At 62.1% G+C, this 16,553-nt stretch carries 15 protein-coding genes and 1 pseudogene; 8 read left to right on the plus strand and 8 right to left on the minus strand.

Going from position 1 to position 16,553, the window contains the following annotated elements; genetic code table 11:
* Positions 1-69: 69 nt before the first annotated feature.
* A complete protein-coding gene (gene dksA / locus AC0L2A_RS08110; RefSeq protein ID WP_006202025.1) occupies positions 70-486 on the minus strand; it encodes an RNA polymerase-binding protein DksA in 417 nt (138 codons plus the stop codon).
* A gap of 264 nt (positions 487-750) precedes the next feature.
* On the opposite strand from dksA, the gene AC0L2A_RS08115 reads away from it, so the two are divergent.
* The 6 genes from AC0L2A_RS08115 (at position 751) to AC0L2A_RS08140 (ending at position 7,503) form a co-directional block, all read left to right on the plus strand.
* Positions 751-1,254 (plus strand): SixA phosphatase family protein, encoded by a 504-nt coding sequence (locus AC0L2A_RS08115; RefSeq protein ID WP_473508523.1) that lies wholly within the window; start codon positions 751-753, stop codon positions 1,252-1,254.
* Positions 1,255-1,481: 227 nt separating this feature from the next.
* On the plus strand, positions 1,482-2,996 hold the full coding sequence (locus tag AC0L2A_RS08120) for a YcjX family GTP-binding protein (RefSeq protein WP_473608275.1): 1,515 nt from the start codon (positions 1,482-1,484) through the stop codon (positions 2,994-2,996).
* Complete coding sequence (locus AC0L2A_RS08125; protein ID WP_473608276.1) at positions 2,993-4,081, plus strand: YcjF family protein; 1,089 nt, start codon at positions 2,993-2,995, stop codon at positions 4,079-4,081. The genes AC0L2A_RS08120 and AC0L2A_RS08125 overlap by 4 nt, the downstream gene beginning before the upstream one ends.
* Positions 4,082-4,263: 182 nt before the next feature.
* Positions 4,264-4,815, plus strand: coding sequence for a hypothetical protein (locus tag AC0L2A_RS08130; RefSeq protein ID WP_473608277.1), 552 nt, complete (start codon positions 4,264-4,266; stop codon positions 4,813-4,815).
* 285 nt (positions 4,816-5,100) lie between these two features.
* Positions 5,101-6,936, plus strand: coding sequence for a monovalent cation:proton antiporter-2 (CPA2) family protein (locus AC0L2A_RS08135; protein WP_473608279.1), 1,836 nt, complete (start codon positions 5,101-5,103; stop codon positions 6,934-6,936).
* Positions 6,937-6,954: 18 nt separating this feature from the next.
* Positions 6,955-7,503 (plus strand): DUF924 family protein, encoded by a 549-nt coding sequence (locus AC0L2A_RS08140; protein ID WP_031255672.1) that lies wholly within the window; start codon positions 6,955-6,957, stop codon positions 7,501-7,503.
* A gap of 48 nt (positions 7,504-7,551) precedes the next feature.
* Here AC0L2A_RS08140 and folK read toward each other — a convergent pair whose 3' ends face one another.
* From folK to folP, 3 genes are all read right to left on the minus strand, one after another.
* Positions 7,552-8,064: a 2-amino-4-hydroxy-6-hydroxymethyldihydropteridine diphosphokinase gene (gene folK / locus AC0L2A_RS08145; RefSeq protein ID WP_473608280.1), complete on the minus strand. Its 513-nt coding sequence runs from the start codon at positions 8,062-8,064 to the stop codon at positions 7,552-7,554.
* Positions 8,048-8,407: a dihydroneopterin aldolase gene (gene folB / locus AC0L2A_RS08150; protein ID WP_027151983.1), complete on the minus strand. Its 360-nt coding sequence runs from the start codon at positions 8,405-8,407 to the stop codon at positions 8,048-8,050. Before folB ends, folK begins: the two co-directional genes overlap by 17 nt.
* Before the next feature lie 109 nt (positions 8,408-8,516).
* The gene (gene folP / locus AC0L2A_RS08155; protein WP_473608282.1) at positions 8,517-9,359 is read right to left on the minus strand and encodes a dihydropteroate synthase; all 843 of its coding nucleotides are present in this window, start codon (positions 9,357-9,359) and stop codon (positions 8,517-8,519) included.
* 84 nt (positions 9,360-9,443) lie between these two features.
* Here folP and AC0L2A_RS08160 point away from each other — a divergent pair, with 84 nt between their 5' ends.
* Positions 9,444-10,061, plus strand: a complete 618-nt coding sequence (locus AC0L2A_RS08160; protein WP_473608283.1) for a DUF922 domain-containing Zn-dependent protease — start codon at positions 9,444-9,446, stop codon at positions 10,059-10,061.
* 43 nt (positions 10,062-10,104) lie between these two features.
* Here the strand turns inward: AC0L2A_RS08160 and AC0L2A_RS08165 are convergent, their stop codons facing one another.
* From AC0L2A_RS08165 to AC0L2A_RS08180, 4 genes are all read right to left on the minus strand, one after another.
* Positions 10,105-11,133: an NAD(P)/FAD-dependent oxidoreductase gene (locus tag AC0L2A_RS08165; protein WP_473608284.1), complete on the minus strand. Its 1,029-nt coding sequence runs from the start codon at positions 11,131-11,133 to the stop codon at positions 10,105-10,107.
* Positions 11,134-11,340: 207 nt separating this feature from the next.
* Positions 11,341-11,661, minus strand: coding sequence for a 2Fe-2S iron-sulfur cluster-binding protein (locus tag AC0L2A_RS08170; RefSeq protein ID WP_006334837.1), 321 nt, complete (start codon positions 11,659-11,661; stop codon positions 11,341-11,343).
* A gap of 100 nt (positions 11,662-11,761) precedes the next feature.
* Positions 11,762-12,130 carry an Hpt domain-containing protein gene (locus tag AC0L2A_RS08175; RefSeq protein WP_027151987.1) on the minus strand — a complete coding sequence of 123 codons (369 nt, stop codon included), beginning with the start codon at positions 12,128-12,130 and terminating at the stop codon, positions 11,762-11,764.
* 220 nt (positions 12,131-12,350) lie between these two features.
* Entirely contained in the window at positions 12,351-12,908 is a 558-nt protein-coding gene (locus tag AC0L2A_RS08180; protein ID WP_473608320.1) for a pentapeptide repeat-containing protein, read from the minus strand.
* On the opposite strand from AC0L2A_RS08180, the pseudogene AC0L2A_RS08185 reads away from it, so the two are divergent.
* Positions 12,789-16,553 (plus strand): annotated as a pseudogene (locus AC0L2A_RS08185) (kinesin); the annotation flags it as partial. The gene AC0L2A_RS08180 and the pseudogene AC0L2A_RS08185 overlap by 120 nt on opposite strands.

Raw genomic sequence — 16,553 nt, forward strand, 5'->3', positions numbered from 1 at the left:
CAAAAAATGGCCGGAGACCGGCCATGACAAATTCGCTATTGGCTGCGTTTTAGACGCTTCGCCCGTGCTTCAGTCGTCGCGGTAGACCTTCTCGCGGCGTTCGTGGCGCTCCTGCGCCTCGATCGACAGGGTCGCGATCGGACGCGCATCGAGCCGCTTCAGCGCGATCGGCTCGCCGGTTTCCTCACAATAGCCGTAAGTGCCTTCATCGATGCGCTGAAGCGCAGAATCGATCTTTGAAATGAGTTTCCGCTGGCGATCGCGGGCACGAAGTTCGATGGCGCGGTCGGTTTCCGAAGAGGCGCGATCGGCGAGATCGGGGTGGTTGGCGTTTTCCTGCTGCAGGATTTCGAGAGTTTCGCGCGCTTCGCGCAGTATGTCGTTCTTCCAGGTGACGAGCTTCAGGCGAAAGTAGGATTTCTGCCGCTCGTTCATGAACGGCTCGTCTTCGGAGGGTACGTAATCGGCGGTAACGATGTCGTTCATTCGACTCACCCAGACAGCCCCAAATTTGGCGCCTATATATTCACGGACCGAATGCTGCACAAGCGCAATCGACGACTGATTCACGCAATTGTTAATCTCGGCCAATACGCCATGGGCTGCATCATTCGCATGAAGGGCGCGACCGAATTCGCGTATGATTCGTTAGGTTTGTAGGGCGCCGGCCATTGTGCGCAAGGCGTTTCTCATGACTAATCCCGCAGCGCCTTTTGACGAGTTTCGGTGTTTGGCACAAGCGAGGGACCGGTGAGCAAGCTTTATCTGCTGAGGCATGCGAAGGCCGGATGGGCCCTGCCGGGCATGCGCGATTTCGATCGTCCACTCGACGCATCCGGCGTCGCCGACGCCGAAACGATGGGTGCGGTCATGCGGGCCTGCAACTACATTCCGGACCTGACCCTTTGCTCGAATGCAAAGCGAGCGCGCCAAACGCTTGAAGGCCTTGCCGGTCACACCGATACGGGCCGGGTCCTGTTCCTGGAGACGCTCTACAGCGAGGATGCCGCCGGCTATCTCAACCTCATCCGCGGCAATGGCGGGCCAGGCTCGCTGCTCGTCGTCGGCCACAATCCGATGACGGAAGATCTCACCATCGCGCTTTCGGGCGATGGCGAGGAGGTCGCCAGGGGAATGCTGAACCACGGCTTCCCGACCTCCGGCCTCGCGGTCGTGCGTTTTCCAGGCAGTCTTGCCAACGCCGCGCAAGGCACCGGCTATCTCGAAGCCTTCCTGTCGCCGGCCGATCTCTGACGCCATTTCAAACGTAGCGTGGTGGATTTGACGTTCCTGCCACTTCAATGGCGTCAGCGTTCAGGAACTTCAAATCCAAAACCACGCTAGAAACGATGGTTTGCCAGTGTGACTTAGAATCCGAAATTCGCTCACTGCGATGCTCCAAGGTACCGCGAATTTCGGATTCGCCACACTAGCCGGCAGCGCCTATATCGGGGCGGACCGAAGCCCCGAGAGACCGCATTTTGGCATCATCGCTGACCACTTTCACCGACGAGGCGAAGATTGCCCTGGATACGCTGTCGGGGCGCGCTACCGGGCTTTTTTCGCCATCGCTGCGGCTGGGTGTTACCGGCCTCTCCCGCGCCGGCAAGACGGTGTTCATCTCAGCCTTTGTCCACAATCTGATCCATGGCGGGCGGTTGCCGCTGTTCGAGGCGCAGAAATCGGGGCGTATCGCCCGTGCCTTTCTCGAAGAGCAACCCGATGACGCCGTGCCGCGATTCCAGTACGAGGACCACATCGCAGCCCTGGTCAACGACCGCCTGTGGCCGGATTCGACACGTGCCATTTCCGAGCTGAGGCTTACCATCGAATATGAATCGGCCTCCGGCTGGAGCCGCATGTTCTCATCAGGCAGATTGTCGGTCGATATCGTCGACTATCCTGGGGAATGGCTGCTTGACCTGCCGCTGCTCGGGAAATCCTACTCTGATTTCTCACGCGAAGCCTTTGACATGGCCGTGCTGCCGGTGCGCGCCGACCTTTCGCAGGAATGGCGCGCGCTCTCCGCCGCAATCGACCCGAATGCCGACGCCGATGAGATGACGGCGCGACGCCTCGCCGAGAGCTTCGCCGCATATCTCAAGGCATGCAAGCTCGACGAGCGGGCGCTTTCGACCCTGCCACCCGGCCGTTTCCTGATGCCCGGCGACCTTGAGGGCTCACCGGCGCTGACCTTCGCGCCGCTGCCGGGCCTGAGCGAGCGGCGGGCGCGGCCCGGGTCGCTTCAGGCGATGATGGAGCGGCGCTATGAGGCCTACCGGACGCATGTCGTAAAGCCGTTCTTCCGGGAGCACATCACGCGCCTCGACCGTCAGATCGTTGTGATAGACGCCTTGCAGGCCTTGAATGCGGGACCCGGCGCAATGGCCGATCTCGAACGTGCGGTGACCGAAATCCTCGCCTGTTTTCGCCCCGGCCGCGGCAATTTCCTGACCGACTTTTTTTCAAGGCGCATCGACCGCATATTGGTGGCGGCGACAAAGGCGGACCATCTGCATCACGAAAGCCATGACCGGCTGCAGGCGATCGTGCGGCGGCTCGCCGACCGCGCCGTGGCGCGGGCGAATTTCACCGGCGCCGATGTCGACGTGGTCGCCCTGGCGGCGGTGCGAGCGACCCGGGAAGGCACGGTCAAGCAAGGCCGTGAAACGCTGCCGGTCATCATCGGCACACCGTTGAAAGGTGAAAAGATCAACGGCGAAACATTTGATGGAAGAACAGAAACAGCCATATTTCCCGGTGACTTGCCGGAGAAAATTGATGCAGTGTTCGATGTCTCCGGACCAGAGCGTCAGCAGAACCCGAGCCATCGGCAGAGCCCAGGCCATCGGCAGGGCAATGAGGATCCGGCGATCCGCTTCGTGCGCTTTCGCCCGCCAAAACTCGAACGCACTGCCGAAGGCGTCACGCTGTCGCTGCCGCATATCAGGCTCGACCGCGCCCTGCAGTTCCTGATCGGAGATCACCTGGCATGACCGCGCCCCGCAAGCCGGCGGCATTTCGCATCGAGCCGGAAGCCCCGCCAAAGCAACAGGCGGCCTTGCGCCAGCCCGACACCGCTGCGGCCAGAAAACCACGCACCGTGAACGCTGACCTTGCCGTCGTCACGCCGGCGGAAATCGACGTTTTCGACGAGCCGGACATCATCGCCGCCGAACCGCCGCCGGCGACCGCGCCGAGGCAGCGCTCGATATCAGGCAGCCTGTTTTTCGGAGCATTGGGCGTTCTGGTTTCGCTGGCCCTCGGCCTTTGGACCGACCAGCTGATTCGCGATCTGTTTGCCCGTGCCGAATGGCTGGGCTGGCTGGCCGCCGGCATGGCCGTGATCGCGCTGCTCGCGCTCCTGGTCATCCTTGCCCGCGAGTTCCTGGCGATCGCGCGCCTCGCCGAGGTCGAAAAGCTGCAGAAGCGGGCGCTCGACGCCATCGCCCGCGACGATCCGAAAGCCGCTCGCGCCGTGGTCGACGAATTGTCGGCCTTTGTCGCGGCCAAGCCCGAAACCGCGGCCGGCAGACGCGCCCTGGCAGACTTGCGCGACGAGATCATCGACGGCGGCAATCTGGTGCGCCTGGCCGAGACCGAAATCCTCGGCCCCCTCGATGCGCGCGCCAAGGTGATGATCCTCGAAGCGGCAAAGCGTGTGTCGCTGGTGACGGCGGTCAGCCCTCGCGCTCTGGTCGACGTCGCCTATGTCGTGTTCGAAGCCGGCCGGCTGATTCGCCGCCTGTCGGTGCTTTATGGCGGCCGGCCGGGCACGCTGGGGTTCTTCCGGCTGGCACGCAGCGTTCTCGCCCATCTGGCGGTGACCGGCTCGATTGCCGTCGGCGACAGTTTCGTGCAGCAGATCGTCGGCCATGGCCTTGCCGCCCGGCTCTCGGCAAAACTTGGCGAAGGCGTCGTCAACGGCATGATGACGGCGCGCATCGGCATTGCTGCGATGGAGACCGCAAGGCCCCTGCCCTTCAGCGCCGCGAGGCGGCCCGGCATGGGCGATTTCCTGTCCGCGCTGACATCATTTGCAACCAAAAAGCAGAAGGAAACATCCGCTTCCGACACCTGACGACCGTCTTCGACGCCGGGTGGCGCGCAAAGGGATGCTGCAGCACGTTTGTTCTGCCTATGATAAGAGCGCAAACCGCGTCCGATTTTCGGGGTCATGCGCAAGCGGTGACGAAGCATTAACCAATCTTGTTCATGGTCGGACGGGTTCCAAACCAGTCTCTTTGTTGCCGGGTGTCGTCGATGAAAAGCGTGATCTTGTCTAGCGTCCTGCCCATGGCAGTCGTGGTTTCAACAACCGCCGGCATGGCCGAAAAGACCTTTGCGGCAGAACGGGACAAGAAGTTCTTTCAATCGGTGAAAGGCGAATGGGTCGGCCCGGGGGAAATCGTCGCCGGCAAATACAAAGGCACGAAATTCACCTGCAATTTCACCGGTTCGACGCCGGACGGCAAGATCGGCATGTCGCTCGACGGCGGTTGCCGGGTCGGCATGTTCACCCAGCAGATGTCGGCGACGATCCAGCACAAGGGCCGCGAGGGCTACAAGGGCAGCTTCATGGGCGGTGCCGCCGGTTCCGGGCTCGACATCATCGGCGGCAACGTGGTCAGCGCCAACAAGGTCGTCTTCACCATCAACCGTAACCAGTTGCGCGGCGTCATGCAGGCTCTTGTCCCCAACGACAATTCGATGACAGTGACGGTTGCGGTGCGCGTCGACCAGCAGTTGGTGCCGGTCATCGGCATGAAGCTGAAGCGCGTCGATACGCTCGAAGTCGGCTCCATCGCGGAGTAGTGAATGGTGAATGGTGAATGGTGATATCACTTCAAACTACTACTGACTAGTGACTACTGACTACTGACTACTGACTACTGACTATTCACTATTCACTATTCACTATTCACAATTCACAATTCACTATTCACCAAAAAAACGGCAGCCACGGCCACCGGAGCGCGCCTGCAACACTGCTGCACCAGTTTCCGGATTCGGACTGTTCGATCTCAGCCGAAGCCCCTATCCTGGCGGCTCGATGCCGCAGCACGTGCAGCGGTCCCTGGAGAGAATGGAACGGCAGGCATGGCGGCAGAAGCAGCGGGCAGCGATCTGATCCACGTCGTGGCGCTGCTCGCCGCGGGTGTTGTCGCCGTGCCGATCTTCAAGCGCATCGGGCTTGGCTCCATCCTCGGCTATCTCGCGGCCGGCGTGGTCATCGGCCCGTTCGGCATCGGCATCTTTTCCGAATCGGAGGCCATTCTTCATGTCGCCGAGCTCGGCGTCGTCATGTTCCTGTTCATCATCGGGCTGGAGATGCAGCCGTCACGGCTGTGGGGCCTCAGGCGAGAGATCTTTGGCCTTGGCGCATTGCAGGTCGGCGTCTGCGCGCTGTTGCTGACCGTGGTCGGACTGGCGGGAGGTTTTCCGGTCTCGCAATCCTTCGTCGCCGGCGCCGGCTTCGTGCTGACCTCGACGGCGATCGTCATGCAGCTTCTGGAGGAACGCGGTGAGATCGCCGCGCCAAAAGGCCAGCGCATTGTCTCCATCCTGCTGCTCGAAGACCTGGCGATCGTGCCGCTGCTGGCGCTGATCGCTTTCCTAGCACCGGGCGGCGCCGATATGAGCTTGACGCAGCGGCTGACGGACGTGGGCATCGGTCTTGCCGCCATCGTCGGGCTGGTGCTGGCCGGGCGCTACCTGCTCAATCCGTTCTTCCGCATCCTGGCGGATGCCCGCGCCCGCGAAGTGATGACCGCCGCCGCCCTTCTGGTCGTTCTGGGGTCGGCGCTTGCCATGCAGCTCAGCGGCCTGTCGATGGCGATGGGCGCTTTCCTGGCTGGCGTGCTGTTGTCGGAATCCACCTTCCGCCATCAGCTCGAGGCCGACATCGAACCATTCCGCGGTGTGCTGCTCGGGCTGTTCTTCCTCGCTGTCGGCATGTCGCTCGACCTACACGTGGTTGCCCAGAACTGGCGGCTTGTCGCCATCTACGTCGTCGCCTACATGGTGATAAAGGCGATCGGCATCTACCTCGTCGCCCGCATCCTCAAGACCGGCCACAGGGAAGCGCTCGAGCGCGCTGTCTTCATGGCGCAAGGCGGCGAATTCGCCTTCGTTCTCTATTCCGCCGCCGCGGCGGTCGGCATCATCGACAGCCGGGCTAACGCGACGCTGACGGCGATCGTCATCATCTCCATGGTGCTGACACCGCTGGCCATTCTGACATTGCGGCATCTGACGCCGCGCGACGAGCAGTCGCTCGAAGGCGTCGACATCGCCGATGGCCTGACCGGCAGCGTGCTGATCATCGGCTTCGGCCGCTTCGGCCAAATCGCCAGCCAGCCGCTTCTGCTGCGCGGGATCGACGTCTCGATCATCGACAATGAGGTCGAGATGATCCAGGCGGCGGCCGATTTCGGTTTCAAGGTCTATTATGGCGACGGCACGCGGCTGGACATTCTGCGTGCCGCCGGCGCCGGCCGCGCGCGCGCCGTGTTGATCTGCGTCGACAAGCCCGATGTCGCCGTCCGCATCGCAAAGCTGATCAAGGCGGAGTTTCCCCTGCTCACCGTGCTGGCACGCGCTTTCGACCGCGGAACCGCACTGCAGTTGATACGTGCCGACGTCGATTTCCAGATTCGCGAAACCTTCGAATCAGCGCTTGTCTTCGGCGGCTCCACGCTGGAAGCACTGGGCGTCGACCCCGAGGAAGTCGCCGAGGTGATCGAGGACGTCCGCCACCGCGATTCCGCCCGTTTCGAGTTGCAGCTCGCCGAAGGGGTTCGCGCCGGAGCGCGCTTCCTCAAGGGCAATATCGGCACACCCATTCCGACACCGCTCAGCCAGCCGCGCCGCTCCGGTCAGGCGCTCAATGAAGAAACCGCCGGCGTTCTGCACAAATCCGAGCCTGCCGACTAAACATTGGAGAGCAAACAGATGATCGAACTGGACGAGCGCGCGCTCTCCGTCACCAAATTCTGGCGTGACGCCGGGAAAGATGCATGGTTCGAGAAGAATGACGCCTTCGACGCGGAGTTCCGCAACTGGTTTCTCGAGCTGCATTACGCTGCCGCGCGGCGTGAATGCGACGGATGGTCGGAGCATGCCGAAGGCTCACTGGCGCTGATGATCCTGCTCGACCAGTTCCCGCGAAACTGCTTTCGCGGCACCGGCCATATGTATGCCACCGACCCGCTGGCAAGGCATTTTGCCGAAAAGGCGATCGCCGCCGGCCAGGATCTCGCGCTCGACGAAGAGCTTCGCGTCTTCCTCTATTTGCCTTATGAGCATTCGGAGCATCTCGCCGACCAGCTCAAATCGGTGGACCTCACCACCGCCAAAGCCCAATCCTATCTGAAGTATGCCGTCGAGCACCTGGAGATCATTCAGCGCTTCGGCCGTTTTCCGCATCGAAACAGGATGCTTGGCCGCGAGACGACGCCGGAGGAACAGGTGTTCCTCGACGGCGGCGGGTTTTCCGGCTGAGCTCAGTGCATCGGAGCCAAAAATGGTTAGAGGTTTTGGTTCGATGCTTTAGGTCAGCCACCAATCCCGGCCGGACGACAATTGCTCGATGCCGGCGCCGTCGAGAGCGGCAAGCCGCTCTGCCACGCTTCTGCCGTCGACGGTGAGGTCAGGCGCGATCTCGGCCAGCGGCGCAAGAACGAAGGCGCGCTCCAGCATGCGCGGATGCGGCACTTCCAGCCCGGTTTCGTGGATGATCCGATCGCCGAACACCAGAATGTCGATGTCGATCAGCCGTGGACCCCAGCGCTCCTCGCGCACCCGCTTCAGCCTGCGCTCGACGTCGAGACAGAGATCGAGCAATGCATGTGGCGCGAGCACGGTCGAAATTTCGGCGGCCGCATTGAGAAAATCCGGCTGGTCGAGCTTGCCCCAGGGCGGCGTGCGGTAAAGCGAGGAGACGACAACGACGCGCGTGTTCCCGTCGGCGTCCAGCATGCGCAGCGCCGCGCCCATCGACCTTGCCGGGTCGCCGAGATTGCCGCCAAGGCTGAGGTAGACCGTGTTATTGGGGCCAGGCAACGGTCACCTCGACATGATCGAGCACGCCGGGCACCGGCGCGTTCGGCTTGCGCACAGTGATTTCGGCCTTTTTGATCTGGGGAAAGCGGGCCGTCAGCGCCCGGGCCACCTCCAGCGCCAGCGCTTCTATCAGAAAACGCCTCTCCCCGGTGATGATCTTTTCGATCACCCCGAAGGCAACGCCATAGTGGACGGTATCCTCGATGGAGTCATCGACCAGCGCGCGGCCGGGTTCGACGGTGAGCGCAGCGTCGACATAGAAACGCTGGCCGAGCGTCTCCTCCTCATCCAGCACGCCGTGCCGAGCGAAGAAGGCGCAATTTTTCATGCGGATGATATACATCGCTCAGCGTCCTGCTCGATTGGAGCGATGCGCGTCCGCTTGGGCGCACAGACTACGCTCTAAGGCTTTTAATCTACGCATCCTGCTGGAATCGATTTCGATTTGCGAGCTATGCGGCGGTTTCACGCGCCAGCATAGCATCCGCAACCGCCAGCGCATCCACATTGATTGCGACATCGTGGACGCGAAAAAGCCGCGCGCCCTTGAGCCTCAGTATGACGCTCGTCGCCGCTGTTCCGGCGTCTCTGGCCGAGGCGTCGCGGCCGGTGACGGCGCCGATGAAGCGCTTTCGCGATGTACCGGCCATCAGCGGAAAGCCCAAGACATCGAGCTCGGAAAACCGTGCCATCAGGTCGAGATTTTCCTCTGCGGTTTCCTTGGCGAAGCCAAAGCCCGGATCGAGCACGATGTGGTCGTCGGCAACGCCGCTTCGCCGGGCGATTTCCAGGGACTTCCCGAGGAAGAAAAACTGATCCTCGATCACGTCGGGCAGTTTTTGCCTGTCACGCCCGGTGTGCATGATGACAAGGCCGGCGCCGGTTTCGGCCGCGACCCGCGCGATGCCCGGTTCGCGTTGCAGGCCCCAGACGTCGTTGAGGATGTGGGCGCCGGCGGCGACGGCAAGCCGGGCGGTGTCCTCGCGATAGGTGTCGACCGAAATCAGCGCCTCGCCGAGCCCGGCGAGCGCCTCGATGACAGGCAGCACACGGGCCTGCTCTTCCTCGATGGCTACCGGAGATGCGCCGGGGCGTGTCGATTCGCCACCGACGTCAATGACGGAGGCCCCTTCTTCCACCATCCGGCGCGCCTGGGCAATCGCCTGTTCGGGCGCGACGAACAGTCCGCCGTCAGAAAAACTGTCCGGCGTGACATTGAGAATACCGACGATCACCGCCTTGCCGCCAAGGTCGAGATGGCGCCCATGCGCCAACTGCCATCGCCCTGTCGTCATTGTCGATAAACCATGTGTGATCCACCAAAGATCAATTCCGTTGCGTCGGCAACGGCCGTAGCGCAAGGTAGGCAAAGAGGCAACATGATGAAACGATCCCTGCTTTGCGCCCTGATGCTTGCTTGTTCCGCCTTGCCGGCGGGCACGGCGAATTTGGTGAAGACATATAGCTATTTCAGCATCGGCGGCAGAACGCTCGATGATATCGGATCCCAGCTTACGAAACTTGGACCTCGGGTGAAGAGCACCGGGATGCGGCATCCAGGCGCCACGCAGATGGCGTTCACCACCCGCGTCAGCTATGCGGAAAGATCGACCTCCTGCGCGATTGCCGACGCCGATGTCACCGTCAAGGTCAAGGTGATCCTTCCCGACTGGCGCCGCCCGCGCAAGGCTGATGCCGGCGTAAGGCTGTTTTGGGATACATTGTCCGCCGACATCAAGCGTCATGAGGACCGCCATGTCGAGATCGCCAAGAACCATGCCGGCGAACTCGAGGATGCGCTGAAGGCGACCCACCCGCGCAAGACGTGCCAGGAGGCCAAGGCCAAGGCAGCGGAGATCTCCGCCGCTATTCTTGCCAAGCACGACCGCGCTCAGATGCAGTTCGATCGCGTCGAAACCATCAATTTCGAAAGCCGCATTCTGCGGCTGCTGCGTTATCGCATGAAGCGCATCGAAAACGGCCAGCTGCCGGGTTAGCTTCGGCCAGACGGTAAGGGGCGATTCTCGTCGAGTAAGAGATTCAGCCGGCGACGCCGAGCTTCTTCTGCAGGCTGGTCGACGACGTCGTATACTGGAATACGATACGCTCGCCGGGGCTGACGATGCGCTTGGCCGCCTGCGCCATCAGCGCGACCTCATGGAAGCCCGACAGGATCAGCTTCAGCTTGCCGGGATACCAGTTGATGTCGCCGACGGCGAAGATGCCCGGTACCGATGTCTGGAATTTCTCGGTGTCGACCGGGATCAGGTTCTCATGAAGATTGAGCCCCCACTCGGCGATCGGTCCGAGCTTCATGGTCAGGCCGAAGAACGGCAGCAACCGAGTGCACGGCACCTCGCTGTCACCATCGGGTCCCTTGATGGTCGCCGCCGAGAGATGGCCGTCCGTGCCGGTCAGCCCGGTCACCTGCCCGACCTGGAAATCCAGTTCCTTCATCTCCTGCATGGCGTACATCTTGTTGACGCTGTCGGGCGCCGCGCGGAACTCCGGCCGCCGGTGGACAAGCGTCACGCTCTTGGCCACCGGCTGCAGGTTCAGCGTCCAGTCGAGCGCCGAATCGCCGCCGCCGACGATAACCAGGTCGTGGCCGCGGAATTCCTCCATCCGGCGCACCGAGTAGAAGACGCTCTTGCCCTCATAAAGCTCAATGCCCGGAATTGGCGGCCGCTTCGGCTGGAAAGAGCCGCCGCCGGCGGCGATAACCACAATCTTGGCTTCAAACACCTCGTTCTCGTCGGTGATGACGCGAAAGCTGCCGTCCTCGAGCTTTTCGAGGCTCGAGACCATGCGGTTAAAGGTGAAGTCGGGCTTGAACGGCGCGATCTGCTCAAGCAGTCTGTCGACCAGGCCCTGGGCCGAGATCGATGGCAGGCCTGGAATGTCGTAGATCGGCTTTTCCGGATAGAGTTCGGCGCATTGCCCGCCGGGCCGATCGAGTATGTCGATCAGATGGCATGTCATGTCGAAGAGGCCGAGCTCGAACACGGCGAACAGGCCGACAGGCCCTGCCCCGACAATCAATACGTCCGTCCTGATGATATCGGTCATGAATGCGCCTTCGATGCGCAAGACCCCGAAAATCGGAATCGATTCTCGCCGGGGATCCTGCGCCAAATCACCGTGCTACAGCGTGCTTTGCGTGGTCCAGGGAACGTGCGGCGCTGCAGAGAACGGCGCGACACTGCATGACCATTGGCCCGCTGCCAAGCCGGCGCCGGAAAAATCGGCTATATCCCCCGCTTAAGCCTCCACGCTTCAGCCCTGGCGGGCGGGCACGCGCACAACCAGGCCGTCGAGAGCGTCGCGCACCTTGATCTGACAGGAGAGCCGTGAGTTCGGCTGGACGTCGTAGGCGAAGTCCAGCATGTCCTCTTCCATCGCTTCCGGCTCGCCGACCTCGGCCGTCCACGCCTCATCGACATAGACATGGCAGGTCGCGCAGGCGCAAGCGCCGCCGCATTCGGCCTCGATCCCCGGCACCGCATTGCGGATCGCGTTCTCCATGACGGTCGAGCCGTTTTCGGCATCCACGTCAAAATGTGTGCCGTCATGGGCGATGAAGGTCAGCTTGGTCATTTGTCACCTGAAGGGAGTCCCAGCCGAGATAATCACTCCCGCAGACAAGTCAACTGCGGCGCGAAAGCGTCGCTCTATGCCGTTTTTTTCGGAAATGGGTTTAACGGCTGATGGCGGCGACGAAATCGCGGACTTCTTCGATCAGGGAGCCAAGCCGCTTGAGGGTATTGGTATCTTCAGGTTGAAGTTCGATCGCGCCGGCGCAATCGGCAACAGCGAAGGCGCCGACGCCGCGCGCCGAGCCTTTCAGCCCGTGCGCCAGGAGCAGTCTTTGCTTCACATCGGCGTCGACGATCCTGTCGCGAACCGACAATGCCTGCTGCACGAACAGCGCCAGCACCTCCTGCTCGAGGCTGCGGTCGCCCATCGTCTGGCGCGCCAGATGCGCCAGGTCCACGGGCCGCGACCCGGCCGTTCCCGACACATCACCGCCGGGCATCGAGAAGGCAATGCCGTTTTCGCCACGCATGACTCTGCAACTCCGTTCTTCCAGCCGCCAAAAAACGAGGCAGCCGACAAAAAAATAGGCCCATCCTGTGGACGACGGGTTAATGATTGGCCCGAAAAAATGTTGCGATAGCGGCGCCGGAATCACAGTTCTGTTAACCTTATATTTAAAGTTTTACGTATCGCACCGAATGCAGGTTTTCTTTACCCCGGTGTGTCATTACGATACGAAAGGTCCATTTTCAGCCTCTTGCGTGGGACACGAAAAGCAACATCAACAAGTCCCGCGGCAGCTTGTACAGGGTAGCGAAGGCATGGCGAAGAAAACATCGACGACAAGAACGCTTGACAACGACGTAGCCAGGGAACTCGAAAAAGCACTTGAAATCGATCTGAGCGGCGATGCCGGCGGCGAATTCGACATCGCCGCGTCGATGGAGGATCTGGAAGCGCAGATATCGCAGGCCGCCGACGAGTTGGCACGTGAGGGCCGTGACCAGGATGCCGAGCCTGTCGCCAACCAGAACCAGGATGCCGAGCCTGTCGCCGATCAGAGCCAGAATGCCGAGCCTGTCGCCGACCAGAGCCAGAATGCCGAGCCTGCCGCCAATCAGGACCAGAAAGCCCGGGATCAGAGAGAAGCGGCAAACGCCAAGCCGGCGGAACCGGGCCCTGCTGAACTGCGCCCTGTTGAAACGCGCCTTTTTGGGACGCGCCCTTTTGAGACGCGCCCTGTTGAAACGCGCCCCGTTGAAACGCGCAATGGCACGCAGCCGGCCGGCTTCACGCCGGCCAACGATCCTCGTCAAAAAGATTACAAGACGCTGCTGCACACCCTCAATCGGCGTGCCTCGAACACGATCTACTGGGTCGTGGCGCTCGTTTCGCTCGCCTGGATCGCGGGCGCCGGTGCATTGGCCAATCTGCTGTTTGGCCCAGGCATTTGGCAAATCCGCACGCCCGGCCAGTTTTTCGCCCGTCCCGAACTGATGGGCCTGGCGATCGCTGCGATCCTGCCCGTCCTCCTGTTCTGGGCGTTTGCAGCCATGATCCGCCGCGCGCAGGAGATGCGCATCGCCGCTCAGTCGATGACGGAGGTGGCTTTCCGCCTGACCGAGCCGGAGCAAATCGCCCAGGATCGCGTCATGATGATCGGTCAAGCCGTCCGCCGCGAGGTTGCGGCCATGGGTGAAGGCATCGAGCGCACGCTTGCACGTGCCGTCGAGCTCGAAACCCTGGTCCACAGCGAGGTCAACCAGATCGAGCGCTCCTATTCGGAGAATGAATCCCGCATCCGCTCGCTTGTCGACGGGCTGGGCAGCGAGCGCGAAGCGGTGGTCACCCACGCCGAACGCGTGCGCGCCACGATCGCCGGCGCGCATGAGACGCTGAAGGACGATATCGGGGCTGCCAGCGACATCATTCGCGACAGTATCCTCAACGCCTCGACCAACCTGTCGATGACCATCACCAATTCCGGCGAGACGCTGATCGACAGGATCAACCAAAGCTCGCTGTCGATCTTCGATTCGGTGGAAGGCCGGCTCGAATCCATCACTGACCGGCTGTCGACCTCCGGCGAAGCCTTCGCCAGCCTTCTCGACACACGCATTGCCAAGCTGACGGAGACGACCGACGGCCTCACCCGGTCGCTGACCGATCTGCTCGACGATCGGACCTCCGGCATGGTGTCGCTGCTCGGCGGCGCCGCACGCACGCTCAACTCCGAATTTGAAGCCAGCCTTGACGGCATCGAGCGGACGCTGGCCGAACGCGGCCAGGTGCTGATCAGTGAGTTCCAGACCCGCGCCGAAGCGCTGGACACCGGCACCCAAAAGCTCAACGCCGCGCTCGAGGCCCGCGCACGCCAGATCAACGAGACCCTGGTCGAGCGCGCGCGCGAAATCGCCCATACCTTCCAGGAGAGCAAGGAGACGCTTTCGGCGATGATAGATCAGGGCAAGACCCAGATCGGCGCCGACATGGCCGACATCGTTTCGTCGACCTCGTCGATGCTCGAAGCCCGCGCCGGCGATTTCGCCGGCCGCATGGAAGCGGCCCGTCATGTGGTGTCGCGCGCCTTCGACGCCGACATCCAGCGGCTTGCCGATGCCCGCGTCGGCATCGAGGAGGCTGTCGAGAACCACAGCCGCAAGCTTTCCGAAAGCCGCGAACACATGACGGCGGCCATGCAGGCCGATCTGGAGAAATTCGCCGAAAGCCGCGCCGGCATCGACGCGGCTGTCACCGACCAGGTGCAAAAGCTTGGCGAAGGCCGCAACCTGATCTCGCGCGCCCTCGAGGAGGATCTGCGCAAGGTCAACGAGTCGCGCGCCGCCATCGATGCGTCGCTCGGCAGCCATCTCGAACGGCTCGAAGAGGGCCGCAACAGGCTTTCGCAGGCCTTGAACGAAGACTCCGGAAAACTTGTGCAAGCCCGCACGATCATTGACGAAATGGTTGCCGGCCATGTTGGAAAGCTCGCCGAAGGCCGCAGCATTCTTTCACGCGCTCTCGATGCCGATCTCGGCAAGCTGGCCGACAGTCGCGCCAGCATCGACGGCCTGGTCGCTGGCCAGGTCGAGAAGATCGCCGAAGGTCGCGCCTTGCTCGCCAAGGCGCTGGAAACCGACATTGTCGGCATCAAGGGTCTCATCGAGACCCATTCCGCCAAACTGGCGGAAGACCGCAGCGAGCTTTCGCGTTCGCTCCAAGACGACCTGTCGGGCATCCGAGGCCTGATTGAGGACCATTCGGGCAGGCTCGCCGACGATCGCAGCCTGCTTTCGCAAACGCTCGAGGCAGACCTTGCCAAATTGGCGGAAAGCCGGTCGAGCATCGACGGGCTGGTCGCCGGCCAGGTCGAGAAGCTGGCCGAGGGCCGCAACATCCTCAAGCGCGCGCTCGAATCCGATCTCAACACGATCAAGGAGGTCATATCAGGCCAGTCCGAAAAGCTGGCGGAAGACCGTGGTCAGCTCTCGAAGGCGTTGGAAACCGACCTGCAGAGCGTGAATGGCCTTATCTCCGATCACATGAACCGGCTCTCCGAGGACCGTTCAATCCTGTCGAAGGCGCTCGAAGACGATCTCGCCAAGCTGGCGGAAAGCCGGTCGAGCATCGATGGGCTGGTCACCGGGCAGGTCGAGAAACTGGCCGAAGGTCGCGACATCCTCAAGCGCGCGCTCGAATCCGATCTCAACACGATCAAAAGCGTTCTATCAGACCAGTCCGAAAAGCTGGCGGAAGATCGTGGTCAACTGGCGCGAGCGTTGGAAACCGACCTGCAGGGCGTGAATGGCCTTATCTCCGATCACATGAACAGGCTCGCCGAGGACCGTTCAATCCTGTCGAAGGCGCTCGAAGACGATCTCGCCAAGCTGGCCGAAAGCCGGTCGAGCATCGACGGGCTGGTTGCCGGCCAGGTCGAGAAACTGGCCGAGGGTCGCGACATCCTCAAGCGCGCGCTCGAATCCGATCTCAACACGATCAAGGAGGTCCTATCAGGCCAGTCCGAAAAGCTGGCGGAAGACCGTGATCAGCTCTCGAAGGCATTGGAAACCGACCTGCAGAGCGTGAACGGCCTTATCTCCGATCACATGAACAGGCTCGCCGCGGATCGCTCGACCCTGTCCCAGGCGCTCGAAGACGATCTCGCCAAATTGGCGGAAAGCCGGTCGAGCATCGATGGGCTGGTTACCGGGCAGGTCGAGAAACTGGCCGAGGGTCGCGACATTCTCAAGCGCGCGCTCGAATCCGATCTCAACACGATCAAAAGCGTTATATCGGACCAGTCGGAAAAGCTTGTGGAAGACCGCTCGATCCTGTCGAAGGCGCTCGAGGACGATCTCGCCAAGCTGGCGGAAAGCCGGTCGAGCATCGACGGGCTGGTTGCCGGCCAGGTCGAGAAGCTGGCCGAAGGCCGCGACATCCTCAAGCGCGCGCTCGAATCCGATCTCAACACGATCAAGGACGTCATTTCAGGCCAGTCGGAAAAGCTGGCGGAAGATCGTGGTCAACTGTCGCAAGCCTTGGAGACCGACCTGCAGAATGTGAACGGCCTGATCTCCGATCACATGAACAGGCTCGCCGCAGACCGCTCGAGCCTGTCCCAGGCGCTCGAAGACGATCTCGCCAAATTGGCGGAAAGCCGGTCGAGCATCGACGGGCTGGTTGCCGGCCAGGTCGAGAAGCTGGCCGAAGGCCGCGACCTGCTCAGACGCGCATTGGAAGCCGACCTCAATACCATCAAGGGTGTCGTCGCCGATCAGTCTCAGCAGCTGACCGACAATCGCGCAGAGTTCGCGCGGGCGCTGGAGGCCGATCTCGGCGGTGTCAATGGTCTTGTGAACAGCCACGCCGAGAAGCTCATCCAGGACCGCTCAATCCTGTCCAAGGCGCTCGAAGACGATCTCGCCAAGTTGGCGGAAAGCCGGTCGAGCATC

The sequence above is a fragment of the Mesorhizobium sp. WSM4844 genome (assembly GCF_055811775.1).

What these genes read in the sequence shown, in the direction of transcription:
- dksA (WP_006202025.1), bottom strand. Translation starts at nt 486, where the DNA reads ATGAACGACATCGTTACCGCCGATTACGTACCCTCCGAAGACGAGCCG.
- AC0L2A_RS08125 (WP_473608276.1), top strand. Translation starts at nt 2,993, where the DNA reads ATGACCGCGCCCCGCAAGCCGGCGGCATTTCGCATCGAGCCGGAAGCC.
- AC0L2A_RS08130 (WP_473608277.1), top strand. Translation starts at nt 4,264, where the DNA reads ATGAAAAGCGTGATCTTGTCTAGCGTCCTGCCCATGGCAGTCGTGGTT.
- AC0L2A_RS08135 (WP_473608279.1), top strand. Translation starts at nt 5,101, where the DNA reads ATGGCGGCAGAAGCAGCGGGCAGCGATCTGATCCACGTCGTGGCGCTG.
- AC0L2A_RS08140 (WP_031255672.1), top strand. Translation starts at nt 6,955, where the DNA reads ATGATCGAACTGGACGAGCGCGCGCTCTCCGTCACCAAATTCTGGCGT.
- folB (WP_027151983.1), bottom strand. Translation starts at nt 8,407, where the DNA reads ATGTATATCATCCGCATGAAAAATTGCGCCTTCTTCGCTCGGCACGGC.
- folP (WP_473608282.1), bottom strand. Translation starts at nt 9,359, where the DNA reads ATGACGACAGGGCGATGGCAGTTGGCGCATGGGCGCCATCTCGACCTT.
- AC0L2A_RS08160 (WP_473608283.1), top strand. Translation starts at nt 9,444, where the DNA reads ATGATGAAACGATCCCTGCTTTGCGCCCTGATGCTTGCTTGTTCCGCC.
- AC0L2A_RS08165 (WP_473608284.1), bottom strand. Translation starts at nt 11,133, where the DNA reads ATGACCGATATCATCAGGACGGACGTATTGATTGTCGGGGCAGGGCCT.
- AC0L2A_RS08170 (WP_006334837.1), bottom strand. Translation starts at nt 11,661, where the DNA reads ATGACCAAGCTGACCTTCATCGCCCATGACGGCACACATTTTGACGTG.
- AC0L2A_RS08175 (WP_027151987.1), bottom strand. Translation starts at nt 12,130, where the DNA reads ATGCGTGGCGAAAACGGCATTGCCTTCTCGATGCCCGGCGGTGATGTG.